The 23,298-nt window shown below is 69.6% G+C and carries 21 protein-coding genes; 12 read left to right on the forward strand and 9 right to left on the reverse strand.

Going from position 1 to position 23,298, the window contains the following annotated elements; all coding sequences use genetic code 11:
- Positions 1–94: 94 nt before the first annotated feature.
- From D474_RS0117965 to D474_RS0117975, 3 genes are all read right to left on the reverse strand, one after another.
- The gene (locus D474_RS0117965) at positions 95–1,216 is read right to left on the reverse strand and encodes a saccharopine dehydrogenase family protein (RefSeq protein WP_017614919.1); all 1,122 of its coding nucleotides are present in this window, start codon (positions 1,214–1,216) and stop codon (positions 95–97) included.
- Positions 1,217–1,340: 124 nt separating this feature from the next.
- Positions 1,341–2,300, reverse strand: a complete 960-nt coding sequence (locus D474_RS0117970) for an NAD(P)H-quinone oxidoreductase (protein ID WP_017614920.1) — start codon at positions 2,298–2,300, stop codon at positions 1,341–1,343.
- A 152-nt stretch (positions 2,301–2,452) separates the two neighbouring features.
- Positions 2,453–3,166 carry a type 1 glutamine amidotransferase domain-containing protein gene (locus D474_RS0117975; protein WP_017614921.1) on the reverse strand — a complete coding sequence of 238 codons (714 nt, stop codon included), beginning with the start codon at positions 3,164–3,166 and terminating at the stop codon, positions 2,453–2,455.
- Positions 3,167–3,559: 393 nt separating this feature from the next.
- Between D474_RS0117975 and D474_RS0117980 the strand changes: the two genes are divergently transcribed.
- Both D474_RS0117980 and D474_RS0117985 read left to right on the forward strand, forming a co-directional pair.
- Positions 3,560–4,708, forward strand: a complete 1,149-nt coding sequence (locus D474_RS0117980; RefSeq protein WP_017614922.1) for a glutathione-independent formaldehyde dehydrogenase — start codon at positions 3,560–3,562, stop codon at positions 4,706–4,708.
- A 107-nt stretch (positions 4,709–4,815) separates the two neighbouring features.
- The gene (locus D474_RS0117985; protein ID WP_017614923.1) at positions 4,816–5,595 is read left to right on the forward strand and encodes a cupin domain-containing protein; all 780 of its coding nucleotides are present in this window, start codon (positions 4,816–4,818) and stop codon (positions 5,593–5,595) included.
- 96 nt (positions 5,596–5,691) lie between these two features.
- Here the strand turns inward: D474_RS0117985 and D474_RS0117990 are convergent, their stop codons facing one another.
- Positions 5,692–7,200, reverse strand: a complete 1,509-nt coding sequence (locus D474_RS0117990) for a 5-methyltetrahydropteroyltriglutamate--homocysteine S-methyltransferase (RefSeq protein WP_449289358.1) — start codon at positions 7,198–7,200, stop codon at positions 5,692–5,694.
- Positions 7,201–7,242: 42 nt separating this feature from the next.
- Entirely contained in the window at positions 7,243–8,532 is a 1,290-nt protein-coding gene (locus D474_RS0117995) for a hypothetical protein (protein WP_152476902.1), read from the reverse strand.
- A gap of 415 nt (positions 8,533–8,947) precedes the next feature.
- On the opposite strand from D474_RS0117995, the gene D474_RS33470 reads away from it, so the two are divergent.
- The gene (locus D474_RS33470) at positions 8,948–10,588 is read left to right on the forward strand and encodes a hypothetical protein (RefSeq protein ID WP_051051021.1); all 1,641 of its coding nucleotides are present in this window, start codon (positions 8,948–8,950) and stop codon (positions 10,586–10,588) included.
- Positions 10,589–10,698: 110 nt separating this feature from the next.
- Complete coding sequence (locus tag D474_RS29155) at positions 10,699–11,850, forward strand: M48 family metalloprotease (protein WP_152476904.1); 1,152 nt, start codon at positions 10,699–10,701, stop codon at positions 11,848–11,850.
- Positions 11,851–12,255: 405 nt separating this feature from the next.
- Here the strand turns inward: D474_RS29155 and D474_RS0118010 are convergent, their stop codons facing one another.
- Positions 12,256–12,999 (reverse strand): SGNH/GDSL hydrolase family protein, encoded by a 744-nt coding sequence (locus D474_RS0118010; RefSeq protein ID WP_017614927.1) that lies wholly within the window; start codon positions 12,997–12,999, stop codon positions 12,256–12,258.
- A gap of 490 nt (positions 13,000–13,489) precedes the next feature.
- Here D474_RS0118010 and D474_RS0118015 point away from each other — a divergent pair, with 490 nt between their 5' ends.
- The 7 genes from D474_RS0118015 to D474_RS31160 all read left to right on the forward strand — a co-directional run bounded on the left by D474_RS0118015 (position 13,490) and on the right by D474_RS31160 (position 19,150).
- A complete protein-coding gene (locus D474_RS0118015) occupies positions 13,490–14,332 on the forward strand; it encodes a hypothetical protein (protein WP_017614928.1) in 843 nt (280 codons plus the stop codon).
- A 275-nt stretch (positions 14,333–14,607) separates the two neighbouring features.
- Positions 14,608–14,841 (forward strand): hypothetical protein, encoded by a 234-nt coding sequence (locus D474_RS0118020; RefSeq protein ID WP_017614929.1) that lies wholly within the window; start codon positions 14,608–14,610, stop codon positions 14,839–14,841.
- A 201-nt stretch (positions 14,842–15,042) separates the two neighbouring features.
- The gene (locus D474_RS0118025; RefSeq protein ID WP_017614930.1) at positions 15,043–15,291 is read left to right on the forward strand and encodes a hypothetical protein; all 249 of its coding nucleotides are present in this window, start codon (positions 15,043–15,045) and stop codon (positions 15,289–15,291) included.
- A 409-nt stretch (positions 15,292–15,700) separates the two neighbouring features.
- Positions 15,701–16,975 (forward strand): alpha/beta hydrolase, encoded by a 1,275-nt coding sequence (locus D474_RS0118030; protein WP_161628688.1) that lies wholly within the window; start codon positions 15,701–15,703, stop codon positions 16,973–16,975.
- 76 nt (positions 16,976–17,051) lie between these two features.
- Entirely contained in the window at positions 17,052–17,648 is a 597-nt protein-coding gene (locus D474_RS30520) for a TetR/AcrR family transcriptional regulator (protein WP_017614932.1), read from the forward strand.
- Between the two features lie 88 nt (positions 17,649–17,736).
- Complete coding sequence (locus tag D474_RS0118040) at positions 17,737–18,354, forward strand: TetR/AcrR family transcriptional regulator (protein WP_017614933.1); 618 nt, start codon at positions 17,737–17,739, stop codon at positions 18,352–18,354.
- Between the two features lie 292 nt (positions 18,355–18,646).
- On the forward strand, positions 18,647–19,150 hold the full coding sequence (locus tag D474_RS31160; protein ID WP_161628689.1) for a GAP family protein: 504 nt from the start codon (positions 18,647–18,649) through the stop codon (positions 19,148–19,150).
- A gap of 312 nt (positions 19,151–19,462) precedes the next feature.
- Here D474_RS31160 and D474_RS0118055 read toward each other — a convergent pair whose 3' ends face one another.
- Both D474_RS0118055 and D474_RS32780 read right to left on the reverse strand, forming a co-directional pair.
- Positions 19,463–19,723, reverse strand: coding sequence for a hypothetical protein (locus tag D474_RS0118055; protein ID WP_017614934.1), 261 nt, complete (start codon positions 19,721–19,723; stop codon positions 19,463–19,465).
- A complete protein-coding gene (locus D474_RS32780; RefSeq protein WP_083931870.1) occupies positions 19,723–20,514 on the reverse strand; it encodes a hypothetical protein in 792 nt (263 codons plus the stop codon). The genes D474_RS0118055 and D474_RS32780 overlap by 1 nt, the downstream gene beginning before the upstream one ends.
- 164 nt (positions 20,515–20,678) lie before the next feature.
- On the opposite strand from D474_RS32780, the gene D474_RS0118065 reads away from it, so the two are divergent.
- Positions 20,679–20,951 (forward strand): GntR family transcriptional regulator, encoded by a 273-nt coding sequence (locus D474_RS0118065; RefSeq protein ID WP_017614935.1) that lies wholly within the window; start codon positions 20,679–20,681, stop codon positions 20,949–20,951.
- 250 nt (positions 20,952–21,201) lie between these two features.
- On the opposite strand, the gene D474_RS0118070 is transcribed toward D474_RS0118065, so the two are convergent.
- Positions 21,202–22,704 carry an MATE family efflux transporter gene (locus D474_RS0118070; RefSeq protein WP_017614936.1) on the reverse strand — a complete coding sequence of 501 codons (1,503 nt, stop codon included), beginning with the start codon at positions 22,702–22,704 and terminating at the stop codon, positions 21,202–21,204.
- Between the last annotated feature and the right edge of the window lie 594 nt (positions 22,705–23,298).

A 23,298-nucleotide genomic window follows, 5' to 3' on the forward strand; every position in this document is an offset into this window, starting at 1 on the left:
GCCTGACACGGTCGGCACGGCCCCCAGGACCGGGCCGGCCGCGGGCCTTCCGTCCACCCGCGACCGGCCCTCTCCGGTTCCGGCCCGCCCCGGTTCAGCGAGGGGCGAGCCCGATCTCCGCGCAGGCGTCGTGGAGAGTGTCGAGACCGAAGGCCTCGAGGGGGCCGACCACCCCCGGGGCGGTGTCCGGGCGGGTCTCCTCGGAACCGTCGGCCAGGTGCTGGGCGGCCCAGGCCATGAGCTCACCGGTCAGGCTGTAGGGGTTCGGACCCTCCAGTTGCACCTCGGCCAGGGGGTCGCTGCCCAGAACACCGTTCGAGGCCACCGCGACCACGAGGCTGCGGTTGCGTGCGCGCTCGGCCGCGTCCGGTCCGCCGGGCGGGCCACTTGCCATCGGGCGGGTCATCAGGTCGGTCAGTCCGCTTCCCCCGGGCAGCCGGTTCACGGCGTTGACCGCCCCCGACACCACCGAGAGCACGCGGCTGAGCTCGGGGAACCAGCCGTTGTACACGGTGATGCCACTGAGCTCGGGGAACGCCGTCGGCAGGAACAGCACCTCGGTGCCGGACACCAGGAACGCGGACCTGCGGCCGCCGAGCACGGGGAAGTCGACCACGCGCGAGGCGGTGCGCTCCTCGCGCAGCCGGTTCCGGTGCAGGCGCGTGGACGGCAGGGTCAGACCGTCGCGCATGGTGGTGCGGGTGCCCTGGCTGATGCCCTTGCGGAGCGGGGCGGTGGCGAAGTAGCCGATGTCCAGCGCGCGGACGGACCCCCCTGCCTGGTGCGTGGCCAGGGCCCCGGCGAGGATCCCGGGCACGTAGTCGTAGCCGAAGGCCGGGAGCATCACCGCCCCGGTCTCCTGGGCGCGCCGGTGGTACCGCTCCTGCAGGTTGCGGACGAAGCCGACCTCGCCCGTGGAGTCGATGTAGTGGGCACCGATGTCGGCGGCGGCCTCCGCGACGGGGTAGCCGTGGCGTTCGAAGGGTCCGACGGTGGTGATGAGGACGTCGCCCGGGCTCAGGTGCCGGCGCAGGCTCGCGGGGTCTGCGGCGTCGACCACCACGTGGTCGAGCCCGCCCGAGCGTTCGGCGAGAGCGGCCAGCGCGGCGGGGTTGCGTCCGGCCAGGGTCGGCCGCACGCCGCGGCGCAGGAGCGAGTCCAGGACGAGGCCGCCGGTGTAGCCGGTGGCGCCCAGGAGCAGGATGTTGCTGGTCATCGGTGTGACACTCCTTCGTGGAGTCCTCGGGGGCGATTGGCGGTCGTGGAGCAGTCGAAGGCACCACCCCGTGCAGAGGTGGTGCCTTCGGCAGGTGGTGGCTGTGCCACGGGAGTGGCGGTGGTTACTCGTTCACCAGCAGGAGCTTGCCGAAGTGGCCGCCCTCCTCGAGGGCGCGGTGCGCCTCGGACGCCTCTGCCATCGGCACGCTCCGGTCGATGACCTGTCGCACGGCCCCGCTCTCGATCAGGGGCCACACCTGTTCCTGGACCTCGGAGATGATGGCGGCCTTCTGCGCGAGCGGCCGTGCGCGCAGGGTGGTGCCGAACACCGACAGGCGCTTGAACAGCAGGTCGGCCAGGTTGAGCGGGGCCTCCAGGCCGGCCTGGAGGCCGATGACGACCAGGCGACCGTCAGCGTCGAGCGCCCGGACGTTCCGCTCCAGGTACTGGCCGCCGATGATGTCGAGCACGACGTCGTAGGGGCCGTGCTCGGCGAAGTCCTCGCTGCGGTAGTCGACGGTCAGGTCGGCGCCCAGCTCGCGCGCCCGGGCGGCCTGTTCCTCGCCGCCGACGGTGGTGACCACCCGGGCACCCTTGGCCTTGGCGATCTGGATCGCCATGGTGCCGATGCCCCCGGCGCCGCCGTGCACGAGGAAGGTCTCCCCTTCCTTCAGTCCCGCGGTCATGAAGACGTTGGACCACACCGTGGCGACCGCCTCCGGCAGGGACGCGGCCTCGACCAGGCTCACCCCTTCTGGAACCGTGAGCAGCTGCCCGGCCGGGACGGCGACCTTCTGCGCGTAACCGCCCCCGGTGAGCAGCGCGGCGACCTCGTCGCCCACCTGCCGACCGGTCACCCCATCGCTGAGGGCGCTGATGCGTCCGGAGACCTCCAGGCCCGGGTAGGGCGACTCACCTTCCGGTACGGGGTACAGCCCGATTCTCTGCACCGCGTCCGCACGGTTCACGGCGCTCGCCACGACGTCGACAAGGACCTCGCCGGGACCGGGCACCGGGTCCTCGACCTCGGTCCACGTCAGAACCTCGGGTCCACCGAACTCATCGATCGTGATCGCCTTCATGACACTCCGTTCACAGGGCCGGACCAGGTCGTCGGGGACGCCTGATGTATGCACTGTTCACATTAGGAGGGAAAGTATGCGGCGTCAACATTGAGTGGCGGACGCCACGACCAGGGAGGACGGTTCGAGCGGAGGCGGGTTCCGGGCGGGAATCAACGGCCCTGGCGGGTCCCGACGTCGTCGACGAGCCGTTCGGCCAACCGCTCCGAGGACTGCGGGTTCTGCCCCGAGTAGAGGTTCCCGTCGACCACGACATGGGGGCGCAGCGGGATCCGCCCCTTGGAGTACTCGACGCCCGCTTCTTTCAGGCGGTCCTCCAGCAGCCACGGCGCCTTCTTCGCGAACCGGTTGAACAGCTCCTCCCGGTTGGACAGTCCGGTCATCCGTCGTCCGGCGAAGGGCGAGGTTCCGTCGGGGCCGGGTGCGGCCAGGATTGCGGCCGGCGCATGGCACAGCAGCGCCAGCGGCCGCCCGGACTCCAGTCGATGGGCCAACAGGGCTCCGGAGGCCGCATCGTGGGCAAGGTCCTCCATGGGCCCGTGGCCGCCGGGGTAGAACACGAGGTCGAAGGCGTCCGGGTCGACGCTGTCGAGTGCCAACGGGTGGGCGAGGACGTCCTGGATGGAGTCCAGGTAGCTCTTCACCGTGCGGCGCTTACCGGGGGTGCCCCCGGCCAGTCCCAGGCTGAGTTGGTCGAGCGTCGGGGCCTTTCCTCCCGGGGTTGCGACGGTGATGTCCCAGCCGGCCTCGGAGAAGATCCGGTGCGGTACTGCGACCTCCTCGGCCCAGTAGCCCGACGGATGCACCGTGCCGTCGTTCAGTGTCCAGCGGTCCGCCGCCGTGATCACCATCAGAACGCTCGTCATCGCTCCGCCCCTCCTCCTGCCGTCCGGCGGGCTGCATCGCCGGTCGAATGTATACGCTGATCACATTAGGGAGGGGCGGTGTCGACCGTCAATGGCGCCGCCCGTGTTCACGGCGAGGGTCCGCGTCGGTTCCCGATCTGCGCCCCGACCGCTGGAGCACACGTTCCACCCGGGCGGGGCCGTGCAGGTCCGCCCCGGCCTCCGTCCCCCGCCCCGGGTCAGCAATCCTTGACGCTTGAGTCCGTTTCGTCCCCGCGCCGTTCGAACAGGGCCGTGGGTGAGGCCGGGAAGCATCTGGCCGTCCCTGAACTCCGTGAGGCTCCGGGGCGGACCCCGACGGTTCCCGACCGTTGCCCGACTCGCTCCCGTCTCGGAGACGGTCTGGAGACAGCCATGAAGGCCCTTGTGTACAACGGATCCCGCGACGTCTCGGTCGACGAGGTCCCGGACGCCCGCCTCGAGCGCCCGACCGACGTGCTCGTGCGCGTCACCACCACCAACATCTGCGGCTCCGACCTGCACATGTACGAGGGACGCACCGAACTCGAACCGGGCAAGATCCTCGGACACGAGAACCTCGGCGTGGTCACCGAGGTCGGCAGCGGCGTCGAGCGCATCGGGGTCGGGGACCGCGTCTGCCTGCCGTTCAACATCGCCTGCGGGTTCTGTCGCAACTGTGAGAGCGGCATGCCCTCCTACTGCCTGACAGCCAACCCCGACCCAGAGATGGCCGGTGCGGCCTACGGGTTCGTCGGGATGGGCCCGTACGCCGGCGGGCAGGCCGAGTACCTGCGTGTTCCGTTCGCCGACTACAACTGCCTGCGATTGCCCGAGGACGCGGAGGACAAGGAGGACGACTACGTCATGGTCGCCGACGTCTTCCCGACCGGCTGGCACGCGACCCGCTTGGCGGGGCTCAGGCCGGGGGAGTCCTGCGTCGTCTACGGCGCGGGCCCGGTGGGCCTGATGGCGGCCTACTCGGCTCTGCTCCAGGGGGCGTCGCAGGTGATGGTGGTCGACCGCCACCCCGACCGGTTGGGTCTCGTGGAGAAGATGGGGGCGATCCCCGTCGACGACTCCAAGGGCGACCCGGTCGAGCAGGTGCACAACCTCACCGAGGGCCGGCGTGCCGACTGCGGGTGCGAGTGCGTCGGTTACCACGCGCACGACCATCTCGGCACCGAGCACCCGGAGATGACCATGAACAAGCTGGTGGAGTCGGTGAAGTTCACCGGCGGCATCGGCGTCGTGGGCGCGTTCCTGCCGTCCGACCCCGGGGCCTCGGACGAGATGGCCCAGAACGGCCGGCTCCCGTTCGAGATGGGCACGTTCTGGTTCCAGGGGCAGAGGATCGGGACCGGACAGGCGCCGGTGAAGGTCTACAACCGGCAGCTGCGGGACCTGATCCACCACGACCGTGCGAAGCCGTCGTTCATCGTCTCGCACGACCTGCCGTTGGAGGACGCGCCGGAGGCCTACCAGCACTTCGACAAGCGTGAGGACGGCTGGACCAAGGTGGTGCTCAAGCCCGGCCGGTCCTGATGCCCTGGAGTCGTGCGCCCCGGGCCCGCCACGGCCCGGGCTGTCCACGGGTTCCCACCACGGCCCTCTCGCCAGGGGCACGGCCCCGAGGGCGTAGCGTTCACCGCATGGTTCATGTCCTGCACCTGACCGAACTCTCCCGGTGGCACTCGGACGGTGACGTCGAGGCCGACTCCCTGCACACCCAGGGCTTCCTGCACGCCTCACCCGACGAGCCCACCCTGCTCGCCGTCGCGAATGCCTTCTACGCAGAAGCGGCCGAGCAGCTGGTCGTGCTGGTGGTGGAGACCGACGCGGTCGGTGCCGATGTGCTCTGGGAGGCCGCGGACCCCGTTCCGCCGCCCGGGGTCGGCGCCGACGTGCTCTTCCCGCACGTCCACGGCCCGATCCCCCGCGGGGCGGTCGTCGGGGTGCGCCACCCCCGCCGCGATCCCGCGGGCCGTTACACCGCTTTCGAGGAGCGTCCCCGCACGGCCGAGGTCCTGGACCTTCTGCCCCACCCGGAGGGCGGCTGGTACCGGCAGACGTGGCGGTCCGGTGTGCAGGTCCTGCCGGAGGGGCGGTCCGGGACCCGGCCCACGGCCACCGGTATCCATTTCCTGCTGGCGCCGGGGGAGGAGTCGCGCTGGCACCGGGTGCGCTCGGACGAGGTGTGGGTCTTCAACCGGGGCGGCCCGCTGCGGCTGGAGTTCGGCGGCACGGGAGGGGTGCCGGTACCCGGCGGCGGCCTGGTGCTGGGACCGGGGATCGAGGACGGCGAACACCTCCAGGCCCTGGTTCCGGCCGACACCTGGCAGCGTGCCCGGCCGTTGGGCGGGGAGTCCCTGGTGAGCTGCTTCGTCTCACCGGGCTTCGACTTCGCCGACTTCGAGACCGACGCGGACTGAACCGGCACCCGGCCGGCCCTGCCCTCGGGGCCGGTGACCTTGGGCTCCGATCACCGGCCCGGAGGGGTGGGCACTTCCGAGCAGTATCGCCCGGGTCTACCCCCAGACCTCTTCGGCGGTCTCCACGATCAGTCGCAGCTTGGCGACCTGCTCCTCGTAGGTCAGGTCGTTGCCCTCGAACGTGGAGGAGAACCCGCACTGCGGCGACAGGCAGAGCTGTTCCAGCGGCACGTGCTGCGAGGCCTGCTCGATGCGGCGCTTGAGCCCGTCCTTGCTCTCCAGCTCGCCCTTCTTCGTGGTGACCAGGCCCAGGACCACGTACTTGTTCTCGGGCACGAACCGCAGGGGCTCGAACCCGCCGGAGCGTTCGTCGTCGAACTCCAGGAAGAAGCCGTCGACGTCCAGCTCGTTGAAGAGCTCCTCGGCGACGTGCTCGTAGCCCCCGCTGGCCACCCAGGACGAGCGGAAGTTGCCGCGGCACATGTGCGTAGTGACGTTCATGCCCTCCGGCCGGTCGGCGAGGGCGGCGTTGAACTGGCGGATGTAGCGCGTGTGCAGCTGGTCGCCGTTGTCACCGCGCTGGTCGATCATGCTGCGCTGCGAGGGGTCGTTGAGGTAGGCGAGGCTGGTGTCGTCCAGCTGCAGGTAGGTGCAGCCCAACGCGCCCAGGCGCCGCACCTGCTCGGCGTAGGCAGCTGACAGGTCGGCCCAGAACTGTTCCTGGTCGGGATAGACCTCGGATGAGATCGCGGCCGATCCGCCCCGGTAGTGGACCATGCTGGGCGAGGGGATGGTCAGCTTCGGGGTGTTGCGCGTGACGGTGTCGCGCAGGAAGGTGAAGGCCTCCCCGAAGATCGTGTGCTCGGGAGCCCGGAGGGGTTCGGTGACCTTCAGGCCGGACGGGGTGAACTCGATGTCCTCGTCCTCGTTGTGGAAGGTGACCTTGAGTTCGTCCTGGACCTTGGTGACGCCGCCGAGCTGGTAGATGAAGTCCATGTGCCAGGAGCCGCGGCGGTGCTCGCCGTCGGTGGCGGACTGGAGGCCGACGTCCTCCTGCATGCGGACGACGTCGCGGATGGAGTCGTCCTCGATGTCCCGGAGCTCGGCGTCGTCGATCCTGCCTTCGGCGTGCTCGGCGCGGGCCTTGAGCAGCCGCTCGGGGCGGAGCNCGGCGGGGTGGTCTTGTGTGCCATGTGGGGCTCGGCTTTCTGTCGACTGCTCCACTGCGGTGATGGTCGGCCGGTCGACTGCGCGACGGAAGCCCGTGGACCGTGGCCGACCTGCACGTTTACCCGCGTGCGTTATACGAACATCTGTACTATCTGCGAACCTAGATGATGCACGGAACGCGGTCAACCCTCCCTCCGCGCCCCTGTCCGTGCCTGTTCGACACGGTTCGGGCCGCCCCCCCCGATCGACTCGCTCGGGCCCTTGCCCCGCCCGCTTCGAGACAACACCGCGCGTGACCGGTGGGGGCAGGGGCAGGGGCGGACAGGCACGTCGGGCGCGGACCCGTTCGAGGGCCAGTCCGATGGGAGCGGTGCGGGCCGTGTTTGGACTGCTCACCGATCTCTGGTCGGCCGTGCCGAAGAGGACGGGCGCCATCGGTACGCGCACCGATGGCACCCGTCCTGGTCAGGTCTCGGGTCACGTCCAGGAGATCGGGACGGCGCCCTCGGATTCTTCGGGGACGGGGCCGATCTCGGCGGGGTCGTCGGAACCGTCGGTCGGGACGCGGTACCAGCTCGCCTCGCCGGATTCGGTCGTGGACATGAACACCGCTTCGTCCAGATCCGTCGAGAGCACGGGATCGTCGTTGGTCCGCGGGCTTTCCGGGACGAGACTGTAGGCCACGGGGATCTCCTGGCTCGGCATGTCCCCGTCCTCGTCCAGCGGGCCGATCTCGCTCTCCTCCACCTCGATCACGGACAGTTCGTTGTCCGAGAGCAGGATCTCTGTGTCGGAGATGAACGCGACGATGTCACCGCCGCCGCCCACGGCGAGCGGGCCCCGGTAGTAGGAGTCCCGGATGTCCAACGTGCCGGAGTCCGGAACCGGGTCCTGACCGTCCGAATCCACGACCGTGGCTTCGGCGGGGTCGTCGGCATCCCAGAACATGTTGCCGTCGCGGTCCACCACGGTGGAGCCGTCGGGCGACTTGATCAGGCCCAGCTCGTCGTGCGGAGCGGCCTGCACCCACGAGAGCAGTCCGCTGTCCTGGTCGATCCACAGGCGCTGGCACGAGACGGCGCATTCGAACGCTTCCGTCGTCTCCCCCGAATCCAGGTCGATCTGGTGGAACGGTCCGCTCAGGGAAGTGGCCTCCAGCGAATTGGTTTCCTCCTCCTCGACCTCCAGGTAGAGGATGCGGTCCTGAGCCGCGTCGTATCGGCCGGTGGTGAAGGAGGCCGGCTCCTCGAAGTCGTCGACGTCCTGTTCTTCGGTGAGCACGGAGAGGTTGCCCTCGGGGTCCAGGGCACCGAAGGTTTCGACGTCTGTGCCTCCTACCTCCTCGCGGACCGTCACCAACAGCACGCCGTGCTCGGGGACGAGGAACTGTCCGGCGTGCCTGGCCCGGAACCCCGTTTCCTGGGAGCAGACCGGGAGGCTCACCCGCTGGGAGTCGGTCGCACGTCCGATGGGGAGACCGGGCACTTCCTCGCCGGTGAGGCCGGAGGCGGAAAATGTGTGGCTCGCGATCTCCTCGCCGCTCTCGTCGGAGAAGAGGCCGGTGATGAGCTCCTCGTCGGAACACTCCGCCGTGAGAATTCCGGGGTCGCTCAGGGGCGGTGCGCCTGCGTTCCCGTCGGCCGAACCGTTCTCCGTGGTCTCGTCAGCTCCTTCTCCCGGATCCGAGCTGCACGCCGTGGCCAGCACGGCGATCGACGCGGCCATTGCAGCGAGACCGAGCAGGGTGGGGGACCCAGATGAATTCATGAATTCTCTTTCTTGTTTTCTGAAGCACCCGACTTCGCGAACATTGTAGCTTCCGGGTATTTCTCCGGTTCTCGGCCCTGATCCCTGTTCGTCCCATTGGGAATCTGCGCTGGTCACATGCGGGAGATCACTGCGGGGGTTCGACCGGCCCGTGCGCCCGCCACCGGCCCTCCTCGCAGGTCCCGTCCTGCGTCCGCACCTCTGGCACGGCAGTACGCCCCTTCGTGTACAGGCAGTCCCACCAGCACCCCCGTTGCCGGCCCCGCCCGCTTTGAGACAACACCGCACGTGACCGATAGTGGGGCAGAGCCGCCACCACCAGCGGGGGCGGGCCGGCGGACCGCTGCACGAGCGGCCCCGGTCGCCTGCGCAGGCACAGGGCGGGCGGTACCACGGGGGAGTAGGGAGACACGTCTTGGGCGCGGACCTGTTCGAGGACAAGTTCGACGGAGCGGTGTGGGCACTGGAGCGCCTGCCCGCCGACCCGTTGCCGCCGCCGGGGCCGAACCGCCCGGAGATCGACGCCGACCTGCACCGGGCGCTGACCGCCCTGGTCGAGCACGGGCACGACGGACCGTTCCGGGTGCTCGGGGCGGAGCACTGCGCCTTCATGGTGCTGCGGAGCGACTGGTCGTGGCTGCGTTCGCACTCCGGCAACCTCGGCCTGGACGACGGGGATCCGCTCCCGCACGCGGACGGTCCCCTCGCCACTGACGTCTCCGGTGCCTCTGGCGCCCCGGATGACCCTGACGTGTCTCACGCTGTCGGCCGCGCCGACGTCTTCGACGGCTCCGAGGGTTCCGGTCGGGCCGATCCCGCCGACGTCACCGATCCCACGGGCCCCACCGACGCCATCGACGGCGTTGACGCCGTCGGCCCCGCGGCACGCCGGAACCTGGCCGCCGACCCCGAGTACCCCGACGGCTTCGGCAGCGCTGACGGCTTCCGCGGCGCAGACCGCGCTGAGCGCGTCGACAGTGCGGACCGCCCCGCTCGTGCCGACCCTTCCGAGAGCCCTTCCCCGTTCCCGCCCGGACGCCCACCCGTCGTGGAGTCCGAGGCCGACCTGGAACGCGCCCTGGCTGCCCTGGACTCCCAGGGCTTTCCGGACCGCGCGTTCGCGCTGTGCCGGGAGAACGGGCGCAAGGCGCTGGCCGCGGTGCTCTCCGCCAGGGCGTACGACCGGCCGGTGGCGTGGTTGGTCGAGCATGCTCCGAAGAAGGTCTTGCGCGGACTGTTGTCGGAGGTGGTGATGGCCGTGCAGCAGGTGCGGCTCACCGAGCGCGTTCCGGAGCGGCACGTGAACTCGGGGTTCCTTCCCGGGATCGGTGAGGTGCTGTCCCGGCGCCGGCCGCGTTCGGTGCGTGGGGAGAAGACGCTGACCCTGCCGACGTCGGTGCGGCGCGTGGTGCGAGGGGAACACGGGACACGTGTGGAGACCGAGGTCGTGCTGCCCAAGGCGGAGAACTCACGGACCCTGGAAGGGCCCGACGGCTCCGAGCAGACCGAAGGGGGCGACGGGGCCAGTGCGCCGGGTGGGGCCGAGAGTTCTGAGGGCCCCGGCGCGCGCGGGGAACCGGTGAGCGGTTCGCCGGGGCCGGTCGGCGACGGCGACCGCGGCTCCGCCGACGACTCGACCTCCGGCTCCTCCGGTTCCATGTTCGGCCCTTCGAGCGGCCCTCACGGTGGGAGTGTGCCTTCGGCGGATCCGGTGGTGGGCCCGCGCCGTGGGATGCCGGGGCAGCTCGCGACGATCCGGTGGGAGGGGTTCTCCCGTGCGTGGGACGACCTCGGGAACCGGTACGTGATGCTGTTCGAGGTGGAGAAGGGGCAGCCGGGGCTGAGCTCGTTCTTGGGGACCGAAGTGGTCACCCAGACGTTCTTCCCGGCTCTGGCCGAGGACGCCGGGCAGTTGATGCTGCTCAACCCCGGGCACCTGGTCACCCGGGCGCCGACGATCGACGGTCAGGTGAGTGGAAGGCCCAGCGTGCGCACTGTGCCGGACGGGAACGTGGTGACGGTGAACCTGCGCAAGCACCGGAAGCGCCGCGATTAGCCCGCAGCACTAGTGGCGCAGGCAGCGCAGCTGCTCGCCGGAGGTCGTGGCCTCTCCCTCCACCCCGCCTTCCTGACCGCCTTCCCGCGCAGCCCGGTAAGGTGCAGCGCGTGCGTTCCCCCTTGAACTCCCCCTGGCCGATGCTGCGCGCCTGGCTCCTCGTGGCCGCCACGGCGGTCGGTTACACATCGGTCGCCTGCGTCCTGGCCACGCTGGTCCTGGGCACTGCGTGGTGGTGGCTCGGCCTGGTTCCACTGGTGCTGGCGCTGTTGAACGCCGAGTCGGCTCTGCTCTTCGTCAAGGACGGCAGGGACGGGACACAGGTCATCAGCGCGGACGAGGAGCCCGGACTCCATGCCGTGGTCGACCGGTTGTGCGCTCTGTCCGGTCAGAGCCGGCCCGAGCTGAGCCGCTACCCCTCCCCGTTGCCGAACGCGATGTCCAGGCCGTCCAGGACGTCCGGGTGGTCCCGGTGCGGCAGGCGCTCACGGCCCACGGTGTTTGTCAGCGACGCCCTGCTGACGGATGTCGATCCACAGTACTGGGAACCGGTGCTCGCCCACGAGCTCGCGCACATCGGTCACCGCGACGAGAAGGCTCTGGCGTTCGCCGAGGCCATGTCCGGTGGCTGGGTGATGTACGCGGCCGTCACCCCGTTCACGATGGTCGCGCACCTGGACGTGCTCGCGTGCGGTCTGGCGCGCATGGCTGGCTGGCCGTGGAAGCCGGTCACCAGGACTCCTGCTGCGCAGTGGTTGGTGGAGCGGCTGTCCGGGTCAGGATCCGCGCCGGTGTTCGGGCCGCGCGTTGCACCATGGGTGCTGCTGTCGGCCGGTCTGGTCCGCGCCGCCGTGTTCGGCGTCCTCGCGGTGATGATGCTGCTACCGATCGCGGGTTTCCTGGTGTTCGTGACCGTGTGCTGGCCGGGTGTACTCACGTACCGCTTGCTGGCCCGCCGGCGTGAGCTGGGTGCGGACCGCGCCGCGGCGGAGCTCACCGGTCAGCCCTCGCTTCTCGCCGCTGCGCTGACCGTGATGGGCAGGGACCGGCGGATCCCCGACGACACCGACCTGCGCGGCACGTCCAACGCGTCCGCTGAGCCCGGTGCGATGGCTGCGCTGACCTCGCTGTCGATGCTTCCGGATGCACCCCCGGGGGAGAAGGGCGGACCGGTGCGCCGGTTCGCCTCCCGGCTGTTCTCGAACCATCCGACGCTCGACCGTCGCCTCGCGCAGCTCCAGGCGCTGTCACGCCGGGGATGACGCGCGGACCCGCGCCCGCTGACCAACTGAACGGAGCGGAGTGGGCTGAGACGTACCGGCGAAGTACTGGTGCGCGGGTGAATACCGGGTCGAATCGGGAGCGCCGACTGGTTCTTCCGTCGGGATCACCCCCGCGCGTGCGGGGAGCACGACACCGCGACTCCGGCGGCAAAGCAACCGTCCGGATCACCCCCGCGCGTGCGGGGAGCACCCCTTCTGACCTGGGCTCCTACCGTCGAGTAACCCGAGAATCTGCAACTTGTGCTGGTGCGGGTAACGATTGGTTCGGGGCTCCAGGGGGAGTGGTCACAACGCCAGTATGCCGAGGATCCGTTCCTGCGGTACAGCCTCCGGCGCTCATCTCTGGTTCGCTACCGGTCACCGACCACCACCCTCGGCCCCACCTCACGCGAGTGGCTGCAGCTGCGGCCGTTTCGCGCTCCGCCCGTCGCCCGAGGACCGCCCGGTGATCCTGCGCCACAACCACGGCGCGAGGAACGTTGCCGCCCAGCGCACCTCTCCGGCGGCAGTGCGGACCAGCCCCGGTGGTGCGGTCGGGGGCAGTGGCCGGGCCCACGACTCATCACTGCCGGGCACGTCCAGCGCGTGCGCGAACCCGCCGCACAGGCGTTCGTGGCCGAGGGAGTTGAGGTGCAGCCGGTCGCTGCTCCACATCCGGCGGTCGGTGCACACCGGGTTCCGGTCCGCCTCGACCACGGTCGCGCCGTGCTGTGCCGCAACCTCGCGTATGCGCGCGTTGAACGAGGTCAGGCGCGGCTGAAGGCGGCGCGCGAGCGGGGCGATCGCGCCGATGTCGGGGAAGGTCACGGTGGCGACGTGGGCGCCGGCCTCGGTGAGCTCGCCGATCATCCGGTCGAGGTGGTCGACCACCGCGTCCTCGTCGTATGTGGGGCGGAGGATGTCGTTGAGCCCGGCGACGACGGTGGCCAGGTCGGGGTTCATCCGGACCGCGGGTTCGAGCTGTTCGGCGCGGATCTGTCCGATGCGCCTGCCGCGAATGGCGAGGTTGGCGTAGCCCATGTCGGGGTTGAGCGTGGACAGTTGCTCCGCGAGCCGGTCTGCCCAGCCGCGGTAACCGTGGCGGGGGGGGNTCTGGCTGTCGCCGATCGCGACGTATCGTTCGTACACCTGTCGTCCCCTTCTTCGAACTTCCGACTTCGAAGCGCTGGGTCGGCACGCCGGTACCCCCGCACACCTGCACCCCTGTGTGGCATGTGCCGTGTGCCGCGTACTGGGCGTTGCGAGCTGGGAGCTGCCCTGCGTGCAACTGCAGCCCCGTGGAGGAGGCGGAGGGAGCGGTCAGCCGTGCCCGGACAACCTACTCCACGGTAGTGCTCACCTTTCGAGCATCTCCCGGCGGCGGTGCTGATCCGCGGCTGGGCGGTGGCCGCGGACGGCTGCGTCTTCCCGACCGCTTCGGTGCGGATGCGTCCCAGGTTTCATAGGTGACTTCAGGTCGCAGGCGATGCACATGGGTGAAATGCACGAAATAAATATTTCTGATGGATAAGCCCCCAAGAATTTCCCGAGCGGCCGCTTGTGGCCACAACATTTACCCGCTTCTGTGGTCGAAACTACTGTTCCCCGAGTAGAGCTTGATCATCGACCAAGGGTTCTTATGAAGAAGTCCTGCAAGATCCTCACGATCGGCGCTGTCGGCATCTTGGTCTCAGCGCTCATGACGACCCCCTCCTTCGCTGAATCCTCCGCAAGTGACGACCAGCCCTACTCCCAGCCCGAACCCGATCAGGACGGGTGGTTCCACTACGAGGACTCCCTTCCTGCAGACGCGGAGATTTACACAATCCAGGGCACCAGCGACGGTGAAGGAGGGTGCCACTTCGAAGACAGTGCATCCCTTTCACCGGGCGAGGACCTGGTATCAACGCAGGAGGTGGCCTACAACCCGGAGACGTGCGAGTCCCGGTTGGCCACGAGCGACGCCCCCATCGGGGGTGAGGACTCGCCTCCCTCCGAAGGTGAAGACCCAGGCCAGGAAGGGCAGGAAGAAGAGGCCGACCTCGAAGAGGCCCAACCCTCCACTGAAGAGGCGGACGCTCAGACCCGTTCTTCGGGCCGCCTGTGGTCCTGGTACGAGGACCCGCCCGGGATCAAGGTCACTGAGGCGGAGAACAGGACCACGTGGTCATGGGACGGGTCGAATGTCCTTTCGTCACCTGCCCCTGTCGGTGGATATACCCTCAGGCATTTCTCAACCTCCGGGTGGTCCCTCGAAGAGCAGAACTGGCAGAATAGCTACAACAGCAACCAGACGACGTCCAGTAGCTACGCGCACTTCAGGAACGGGATCTTCTGCGCCGGCATCACCACTCACGCGTATGCGGATCGCAACACTGTGCACGGCCAGGCGAATGGGGACCTCGACGGGGCCTGGAACTGGAGCAAATCCGGCGGGTGCAATGGCCTGCTGTCCTTCAATAACCAGCTCGAGCGCACGTAGAACTAGCTGGCTGGGCTGCCTGCCTGAAGTTGTGCGGGTGTACTGCGCGTACTGCGGTGCACCCCCAAAATATCCAAGCCCTTGAACCTCGCAGTCACGGAATGATAGGCCGGAAACCACGATTCCTGTGTCCGGGACAAAAGATTGGCCTCGAAGTGTCTGATCACCCTTCACCGAGTGCTCACGCCAAATGGGCCAGAGCTGGGAAAACAGCGCTGATCAGCGCTGCGGTCCTGGCGGGCGCGGCTGCGCTGACGCTCGGTTTCGTTCTCTCCGTGCCACAAGGGTTCACGTGGGGAGGGGTCGTCACGGTCCTGGCCCTGGTTCCCCTGCTCGTGCCCGAGCGCTACCGCCACATCGGCGCCGGGCTCTCAGGGATCGCGATTCTGGCGGTGGTCGGGGTCAGCATTCTCTCCATCGGCCCGTACTTCCTGCCGGCGCTGGCTTGCACGGTCTTCTCGTGCGTGGCCTACTTCCTTGCGCGCCGTCCGGCCGGTGTCCGGGCATGAGGGGCTGACCCTCTGCGTGGGTGTGGACCGGGTCCGTGAGCCGGGTTCCCGGATCCGGGGCTCCAGCCCCCGGTTCCACGAGAGGGGAGCACCGGACCGAGGCCTGAGACGTGCCCTGGCCCATCCCCACGTGCGCGGCGATCGGTGCTGGGGCACTGCGGAGTCAACCGCTCCGTTCCACCGATATGGGGGACCGTCGCGGTGCTCAACGCTCGTTCCAAGAGTCTGCCCCTGAGCGACAGCCTCAAGGTTGTCGGGGTCGACCTCGGTCACCGCATCGCGCACTTCCAGTGCCCGCGCGTTCCAGGTCTTTTGTTGTCGGAGGTCGCCGAGCGCGTCGCGGGACAGCGCGATGTAGCGGGCTTGAAGTGCGTGGGCGCTGTCCTTCAAGGAGTCATAGGCGACGGTGAGCTCATGCTGGGGCCGGAAATCGGTCACGTCTTCTCCTGAGTGGTCGGAGTGAGGGGCCATCCCCGCGCACGCGGGGAACGCCGCGTCGGGGTGGAAGCCCGGCCACTTCTGGGGGACCACCCCCGCGGCGCGGGGAAAGCCCTCCCTGACCTGCACTTCTACCGGCGGGTGGCCGGCAACTGCGCCCGATTCCGCAGGCGCCCGAGTCCGCAGACACCCGAGCCCGCAGGCGCCTGAACCGCAGGCATCCCGGCCCCAGACGCCGCGGCCCCACGGCACCCCCGCCCGTCGCGTGCGGCCGCCCCTGCACCCGCATCCGCGGGTCACGTGTGTCGGCGCGGCTGGCGNCTCATGAGCAGGGAGAAGGCATCCGCGGGCGTACTTGCCACGCCAAGAGTGCACCATTATGGTCTTTTTGCGACCAGTTTGGTCGCAGAAAGGTGACATGATGGACAGACAACAGACCCTGGTCGACACAGACCCTGGGGCAGAGGTTCAGGGTGCGCCCGAGGGGCGGCCGACCAGCTCGAAGGTCGGATGGGCTCTACTGCTGGTGGTGTCGTTCGTGCTGATCGGCGCCGCGCTTCTGGTCACCCTCGGCGCTCTGATCCCTGGGTTGGGGCTGCTGAGCGTGCTCGGAGGACTGGTGGCCGCGACGGTCAGCCCCCACTTCGTCCTGCTGGGCGCGGCCGTGAGCGTGGTCGGCCTGGTCGCACGGCGGCGCGGGCTCCGAAAGAGCGGCGGGGCGGCACTGGGCCTCGGGGGGATCGGCCTTGTTTCCAACGCCGTGATCGTCGCGGTGCTGATTGGCACCGTGAACCAGGCCGACGGCTCCGTGAACCTGGCCTCCGCGACCTTCGGGCTCTCCGGCATCTCTGCGGCAGATCCCGACGAGACGCACGTCTACACCCGGACGGAGTCCGGCGAGGATCTGACCGTGGATGTGTACCACGCGGCGGATGCCGGCACCGGATCCGACCAGAAGCCGGCCGTCATGCAGGTCCACGGGGGCGGATGGAGCGAGGGCGACCCTCGCCACACGGCAGCTCAGAACCGGGAGCTGGCCGACAACGGGTACACGGTTCTCGGCGTGACCTATGAGCTGGCCGAGGAGGGCGACCCCACGTGGGACCGGGCTCAGCAGCACGTCACCTGTGCCGCGTCATGGATCGCCGATCACGCCGAGGACCTCCAGGTGGATCTCGACCGCTTCGCCTACTGGGGTGACTCCGCCGGCGGCAACCTCGCGCTGAACACTGCGTACTCCGCCGCCCAGGGGACAGCCGAATCGTCCTGCGGGGGGACCGCCCCCGTGCCCGGTGCCGTGGTCACCGACTACCCCGGTGTCGACATGGAAGCGATCTACGAGGGTGACTTCCCGGTGGAAGGGATGACAGGGGCCGACTTCACCCGCACCTACACGGGCGGCTCCCCGTCGGAGTACCCGGAGCGGTACGAGGCGACCAGCACCGAGCGCTTCATCTCGGCGGACGCGCCCGCGACCCTGATCGTCGAACCGACCCAGGACACCTTGGTGCCCACCGATTCGGTGCTCTCGTTCGCCGAGACCGCAGCTGAGGCCGGGGTTCCGATCGAGCTGGTCGAGATCCCGTTCAGCTGGCACATCTTCGACCAGCTGGCACACAACTCCATCGGCTACCAGGCGCACACGTCACTGGGTCTGCAGTTCCTCGAGGAACAGCTGGGCCGACCGGAGAGATGACGGAGCGGCAGGCGGGGGTCGCCGTGGAGATCCCCGCCTGATCGCCCACCGGCCCGCCTGCGACAGAATGGACAGCATGGCTCCGATCCGTCCGACCAACGCAGAGATCGATGCGCAGATCCTCGACATCACCGCCGGGCTGATCGCGGCGCGGGGGATCCAGCAGACATCGGTGCAGGCCATCGCAGATGCCGCCGGGTACTCCAAGTCCGGCCTCCTTCGCCGGTTCCCTTCGAAGGAGGCGTTGGTCGAAGGGGCCCTCTCGCAGGTCACCCGGGACGGGGGCGATCTGCGGGACTCCGCGGTCGATCTCCCCCTCGGTGAGCACCGCGACTCACTCGTGATCCGCCGATTGGGGGACTACGTCTTCCGGCGTCAGGGGTTCGCCCGGCTGGTCACCGCGGCCATCTCCGCTCCTGAGAACGAGCAGCTCCGCTCCCAGATCTCCCCGGCCGGCGATGTCCTCTTCGAGGCGTTCGGGGATCTCGGGGCCGGGGCCGAGTGGCGCCGGCGCCGAGTCCGGGTCGCGGCGGCGATCAGCGCGTTGACCGTCGTGACCCTCACCTACGACGAGGTGCTCACCCGGGAGGAGGCGGAACAGCCGCTCTTCGACGCGGCATGGAATGCTCTCGGCCACTCGGGCGAGTGTCCGACGGTCTCGTCGGCAGGCTGAGCCCTGGGCGGCGCTCGGCCGCGCGCCGCGCCGCGGATCCTGGTGGTGGTCGGCCGGGCCACAAAAAATAATCCTGTATTATTTTTTCATGACCACGCACAAGGACGAGGAGAGCCGCCGCAGGCAGGTCGGTGAGGCCCTGCTGGGCGTCGTCAGCGAACACGGTATGGAAGGCGCCACTCTGCGGCAGGTCGCGTCCACCGCCGGGGTGTCCGTCGGGCTGGTGCAGCGCTACTTCCGCACCAAGGCCGAGCTCTTCTCCTTCGGGATCGAGTACGTCTACGAGCGCTCCGAGGCCCGGCTCGGGGGAATCCCCTGGGACGATCCCGACATGTCGGCGCGGGAGGTCGTCGAGCACCTGGCCGAGGTCTCCCTGCCGTTGGACGAGAGCCGCAGCCGGGAGGTGCGGGTGGAGCTGGCCTTTATCCAGATCTCCCTGAACGACACCGAGCTTGCGCGGGTCCACGACCGGTACGCCGCGGAGGTGCTCGAACAACTCCGCGCGATCCTGGAGTCGGCCCGGAGTACCGGCGAACTCGCCTCGGACACCGACATCCCGACCACCGCCGCGGAGATGGTGGCCGTGCTGAGCGGTCTCCAACTGAACGGTGTCGCCCGCAGCCACCAGGGCACGGGGGTCATGCGTGCGGTGGTCTCCCAGTACCTGGACCGACTCTTTCCCGCTCATGCCGGAGATGACCGATGACTCTCGGACTCCTGACCGCCCTGCTGGGCCTGGCACTGCTGGACAGCACCGCCTTCGGCACCCTTTTGATCCCGCTGTGGCTGCTGATGGCGCCGGGCAAGGTGCGGCTCGGCCGGATGGCGGTCTACCTGGGCACCGTCGCCGGCTTCTACTTCGTGGCCGGCCTGGCGATCGCTGCCGGGGCGGACGTGGCCGTCGACGCGGTCCGTGAGGCTGTCGCGCGGATCCCGGACGCGGTGCTGCTCTCGACGCAGGCGGGCCTCGGACTCGCCCTCGTCGCGGTCGGCCTCTGGTGGGGTGTGCGGTCCGGTCGGCGCGACGAGAATGCGGGCCCCGGCAGGCTCCAGCGCTGGCGGGACCGGGCGATGACCGAGGCCGGAGGCCCCGGCAGCACCGGTGTCGCCGAGGGCCCCGGCGTAGCCGAAGGCGCCGGGGAAGCCGGCGGGANGGCGGCAAGGCCTCCAAGGGCGGCGGCAACGTCGGTGTCATGAAGCTCGCCCTGATCGCGGTGGGGCTGGAGATCGCGACGATGCTGCCCTACCTCGTCTCCATCGGGATGCTGGTGAACGCGCAGTTGGGCGTCGTCGGCTATGCGACCTGGCTCGGCCTGTACAACGTGGTGATGGTTCTGCCCGCGGTGCTGATCACGGTGGCCCGGTTCTTCTGGCACCGGCGTCTGGACCCGCTTCTGCACCGGCTGAACGACCACTTGGCCCGGAGCAGCTCTTCGACCGTGGTGTGGATCCTCGTGGTGCTGGGCGTCGCCCTCGCCGGTCACGCTGCCTACTCCTGGTGAGCCGGATACGCCTGGTGCGAGTTGGTTACCGGTCAGGAGCCGGGGGCCGGATGGGCGGGTCGGCCGGGGGCTCAGGCGCGGGAGCCTGAGCGCCCGGGGTCATCCCCCGCGTGCGCGGGGAGCACCCTTCTTGACCTGCGTTTCTACCTGTGGGTAACCCGGATATCTGCAAGTTGTGCATGTCCGGGTGACACGAGGGCCACAGTTCCGAGCCAGGTGAACACAGGCCCCCAGTATGCCGGGGACCCGTCCCTGCGGGACAGGCCCCCGGCACCCAATGAGCGCGAGAATCCCGGCGCCCCGGAGCAACCCTCAGCGCGGGCCCGGGTCGATGAGGTCGCACCCGCTCACGCGGCCGGGCACGGGCGGCTCGGACAGCGCGCGGTCGAGCAGCTCCAGCGCCTCCTCGACGTCGCCGTCGCGCTGAACGAGTGCGAGGGCCTCGCGCACGGCGTTGGTGCGGCGACGCAGCCCGCGGACGAGGAGGAAGTCCGCGACCGGGTGCGGGCCGGGTTCGACGGCGAGCGCTTCGGAGACGGCGTCCAGGAACTCTGCGGTGTGGATGTCCAGCATCAGGCGGCCTCCCCCATCACGAGCGGCTTCTGCGTCAGGACGGAACCTCCGGTCGGGGCAGGCCCGCCGGTCGGGGTGGGTCCGCTGCGCGGTGCGGAGCCCCCGGGAGCCCCGGGGAGGGTGGGACCTCCGGCCGGAACGGTTCCGCCGGCGTGGGCGGGACCGTGGGTGGGGGAGTGGTGTTGTCCGGCGCGCTCCTGGTCGGCGAGTGCGCACAGCACCGCCAGCGCCAGCCTCCGGCTCTCGACCGGACGCGCGCCGGTGGCGCGCCCGCTCACGAAGCAGCGCCCGCGCACGATCGCTGCCGGCACGGACACGTTGACCGGCGCGGCCGCTGTCGCCGTCGCAGGGATGCGCGCTTGGGGTGTGACGGTGAGACCTGTTCCGAGCGACTCATGCGTCGCATGAGACGTGTGCGCAGCCTGCGAGGTGAGCGTGGTGCTGGAGTCGGCATCGGACGGGCGCCGCGGGCTGGGGACCCGGGGTCCGGGGAGCTCCGGCCTTTGGAACTCCGAGTCGGAGGGCTCCGGGGCTGAGAGCCATGGGCTGTGCTCGGTCGCGGCGCCGCCCCAGTTGTCGGGCTCGCGGTCGGCTCCGACCCAGGGTTCCGTCCTGGGCTCGAGGGACGCTGCGGGGATGCGCTCGGCGTAGCGGCGCACGCGACGCGAGCGCTGGCGGTAGGTCCACTCTGCGCGGAGTTCGCGGAACCAGCCGAACGGACTGGTGTGGACCCCCTGTGACGCGCGGAACATGCGCATCAGCAGATACAGCAAGGCAATAGGGTTGAACATGTCGTCCTGCCTCTTTCAGGTCGGCCATGGCCCCCGGGCGTGTTCCAGCACGTCGCGGGGGTTCGTTATTGGAGTACGTCGTTACTATACATTGACCCTGTCATGCCTTGCCATACCCTGATCCTCCTTAGTTGCCCTGTCGGCACCATGCCAATCTCTGACACATGGGAGAAGCGAGCATTCCGAGCGGGTACGGCCCCGAGAGCGAGCTGGTGAGCGGGCCTGACCCGGTATGGCTGCAGCTCGCAGCGGTTCTCATCGCACGGATCGAGCGTGGCGACTACCGGGTGCACAGCCCGATTCCGAGCCTCGCGCAGCTTGAGCAGGAATTCGGCGTCGCGCGCGGCACGATCCGCAAGACCACGGCCCTGTTGGCGGAGCGCGGCTACGTCCGCATCGTGAACGGCAAGGGCGTCTACGTCCTGCCTTCCGAATAGGTAGGACGTCTCGACCGACGCCGCAGACTAGTGAGTTCCGAGTCGTGGTGCACCCAGTCGGATGCGGGCGCCGGGGTGGGGAGCCACCCCCGCGTGGCGTGGAGCACCCACTCTTCCCGACCTGCATGTCTACCGGCAGCCACCCCGGAAACCTGCAAGCTGTGCATCTCCGGCCAACCCGTGGGTCACAGTTCCGGGCCAGCTGACACAGCCCCGGTTCGTCGGGAGCCCCGGGCCGAACGCCCAAGCCTCAGTCCCCGGTCAGCGCACCCTCCGGCGACCGGAAGTACTCCACGGTGCGATCGGCCAGTTCGGTGAGGTCCTCCTCCTCGGCCGGACGCACTTGCGTGACCAACCCGGCCAGTTCCTGCGCGTCGAAGTCCGCGTGCCCGAGCGTCGTGTCGCTGTCGGGGGACGCCTGGGTCCCGTCGGAGTCCTGGGCTCCCTCGGGACCCCCGGCCCCGCCGTTCCGGGAGCGGTCCGGCTCGTCCGTCCACGGCCCCAGGTACACCACCCGGCCGGGCTCGTACTCGTACCGCACCGACTGGGGGGCGCCGAGCTCTTCGGAGCTCTCCGGCTCCTCCGCACCCTCGACGCCCCACTGCGCGACCACGGGACCGTCGGCACCTTCGACGCCGTCGGCCTCCAGCTCCTCGCAGTAGGCGCCCTCCCCGTCACACCACGCACGCAGCACGGCGTCCGGATCCTCGGCGGTCCGGTCGTCCGCCCACGTGGCGCTGCGCAGGTAACCGCCGTGGCCGTCCTGGTAGAAGACGGCGAACACGGACAGCCACTCCGAGTCGTCCGTGGCACCGGTACCGGGAACCTCGGAGGCGGCATTGTCGCCGCCGTCCTCGCCGTCGGCCTCTTCGCCGTCCTCGTGCACCGCGTCGTTGATCTCGGACCGGTAGGGCTCCCACCCCTCCACGTCCAACACCGCCGCGTCGTCCTCGTGCCCGAGGATGACCTCGCGCTGCTCCGCGGCCATCGACTCGATCTGCGACTCGGCCTGGTTCCACACCAGGACACCGGCGACCAGCATCACCACCGCGGCTGTCGCGGCCCCCCAGCGCATCCGCTCCCCGCGGGACGCCAGCATCGCCAGCGCGGACAAGGGGGCCGAGAGCACCCCTGCGGTCAGCAGCCCGTCGCCCAGGTCCCCGAACCCGAACCCGAACTGCGTGGCCATGCTCCCGGCGAACCCCGCCAGCACGACCACGGTGAACAGCACCATCGCCGGGGTCGGCCTCGGGAACCGGGCCGCCCGCAACATGCGCCGGAACACCCAGAACAGGAACGCCGCCAGCGTCGAGGCCACGAGGGGTGCAGCGATCGCCGTTCCCACGTTGCTCTCCAGCACGGAAAGCCAGAGGAGCGGCGTCGTCAGGAACAGCACGAGCGTCAGCGAGACCGCGTACACCGTCGAGCCGATGAGGGTCACGAGCCAGACGGCGCCGGAAAGCCGGGACTGTCGGGGGGCGCCCGCCCGGTCCCCGTCCGGCTGCTGCGTCCCCTTCGACGAGGAGGGACCAGCCGGCCGAGTCAGCCGCCCGGTCTCCCGGTACTCCCCGCCCCCGTACGGAGGGGAGGACCAGGTCTGGGGCGGCTGCTCGGCCGAGTCGTTGTGCGCGCCTTGCGCGTCCGGTGCGTCCTGTGGGCCCCGTGCGTTCTCGGCGCTCTGCGGTTCCTGCGGTCCCTGCGGTTCCTTCGGGTCAGGCGCGCCCTGATCGTGCGGGTTCTCGTCGGAGGACATCGAGGCCTCTCGTGGATAGGGGGTCGAGGAGCGAGGGGCTGAGGTCGGGGGTCGGGTTCCGGGGGTAGGGGATCGAGTTCGAGGACAGAGGATCGAGAGGTTCGCGCCTGGCCGCCTTCGGCCACCTTTGGCCACTTCCGGCCATCTGTGGTCGTGCCGACCGGTTTCATCTGGTTCCAACGGGTTCCAGGTCGGTTCCGGCCTTCTGCGACTGAGACGTCCGGCAGGGCCGAGAAGTTCCCTCCATGTTTCCTGTTGTTGATCGCGTGGTGCATGGCGGGGGTGGCTCAGTACCGGCAGCGCTCTGCTGTGTGCGCTGGGTGTCGGAGGCGGAACGCGGAAGGCGGCCGACGGCACGCGAGGCGGAGCGCGGTGTGCGGGAGGCGGCCCGGTGGAGGCCGGGCAGTGCCCTTGACTCATGCAGGCCCCGCTTCCAGGGGCCTCAGTGGTCCGGGCTGCGGTGAATTCTCGGTGAACCGTGCACGCCCCGTCGCTGGTCAGCGCGCACCCGGTTCCGGACGCACCGGGGCAACACAGAACGAACGCTGCACTCGGTGAACTTTCTGCCCACAGGTGCCGTCTTCCCCCACGGAG

The organism is Nocardiopsis salina YIM 90010 (genome assembly GCF_000341025.1).
Taxonomy (GTDB): Bacteria; Actinomycetota; Actinomycetes; order Streptosporangiales; family Streptosporangiaceae; genus Nocardiopsis; species Nocardiopsis salina.

Excerpts from the sequence above, each read along its gene's own strand:
- D474_RS0117965 (WP_017614919.1), bottom strand. The coding sequence starts at position 1,216 with ATGACCAGCAACATCCTGCTCCTGGGCGCCACCGGCTACACCGGCGGC.
- D474_RS0117970 (WP_017614920.1), bottom strand. The coding sequence starts at position 2,300 with ATGAAGGCGATCACGATCGATGAGTTCGGTGGACCCGAGGTTCTGACG.
- D474_RS0117975 (WP_017614921.1), bottom strand. The coding sequence starts at position 3,166 with ATGACGAGCGTTCTGATGGTGATCACGGCGGCGGACCGCTGGACACTG.
- D474_RS0117980 (WP_017614922.1), top strand. The coding sequence starts at position 3,560 with ATGAAGGCCCTTGTGTACAACGGATCCCGCGACGTCTCGGTCGACGAG.
- D474_RS0117985 (WP_017614923.1), top strand. The coding sequence starts at position 4,816 with ATGGTTCATGTCCTGCACCTGACCGAACTCTCCCGGTGGCACTCGGAC.
- D474_RS0117995 (WP_152476902.1), bottom strand. The coding sequence starts at position 8,532 with ATGAATTCATCTGGGTCCCCCACCCTGCTCGGTCTCGCTGCAATGGCC.
- D474_RS0118015 (WP_017614928.1), top strand. The coding sequence starts at position 13,490 with ATGAAGAAGTCCTGCAAGATCCTCACGATCGGCGCTGTCGGCATCTTG.
- D474_RS0118030 (WP_161628688.1), top strand. The coding sequence starts at position 15,701 with ATGGACAGACAACAGACCCTGGTCGACACAGACCCTGGGGCAGAGGTT.
- D474_RS30520 (WP_017614932.1), top strand. The coding sequence starts at position 17,052 with ATGGCTCCGATCCGTCCGACCAACGCAGAGATCGATGCGCAGATCCTC.
- D474_RS0118040 (WP_017614933.1), top strand. The coding sequence starts at position 17,737 with ATGACCACGCACAAGGACGAGGAGAGCCGCCGCAGGCAGGTCGGTGAG.
- D474_RS0118055 (WP_017614934.1), bottom strand. The coding sequence starts at position 19,723 with ATGCTGGACATCCACACCGCAGAGTTCCTGGACGCCGTCTCCGAAGCG.
- D474_RS32780 (WP_083931870.1), bottom strand. The coding sequence starts at position 20,514 with ATGTTCAACCCTATTGCCTTGCTGTATCTGCTGATGCGCATGTTCCGC.
- D474_RS0118065 (WP_017614935.1), top strand. The coding sequence starts at position 20,679 with ATGGGAGAAGCGAGCATTCCGAGCGGGTACGGCCCCGAGAGCGAGCTG.
- D474_RS0118070 (WP_017614936.1), bottom strand. The coding sequence starts at position 22,704 with ATGTCCTCCGACGAGAACCCGCACGATCAGGGCGCGCCTGACCCGAAG.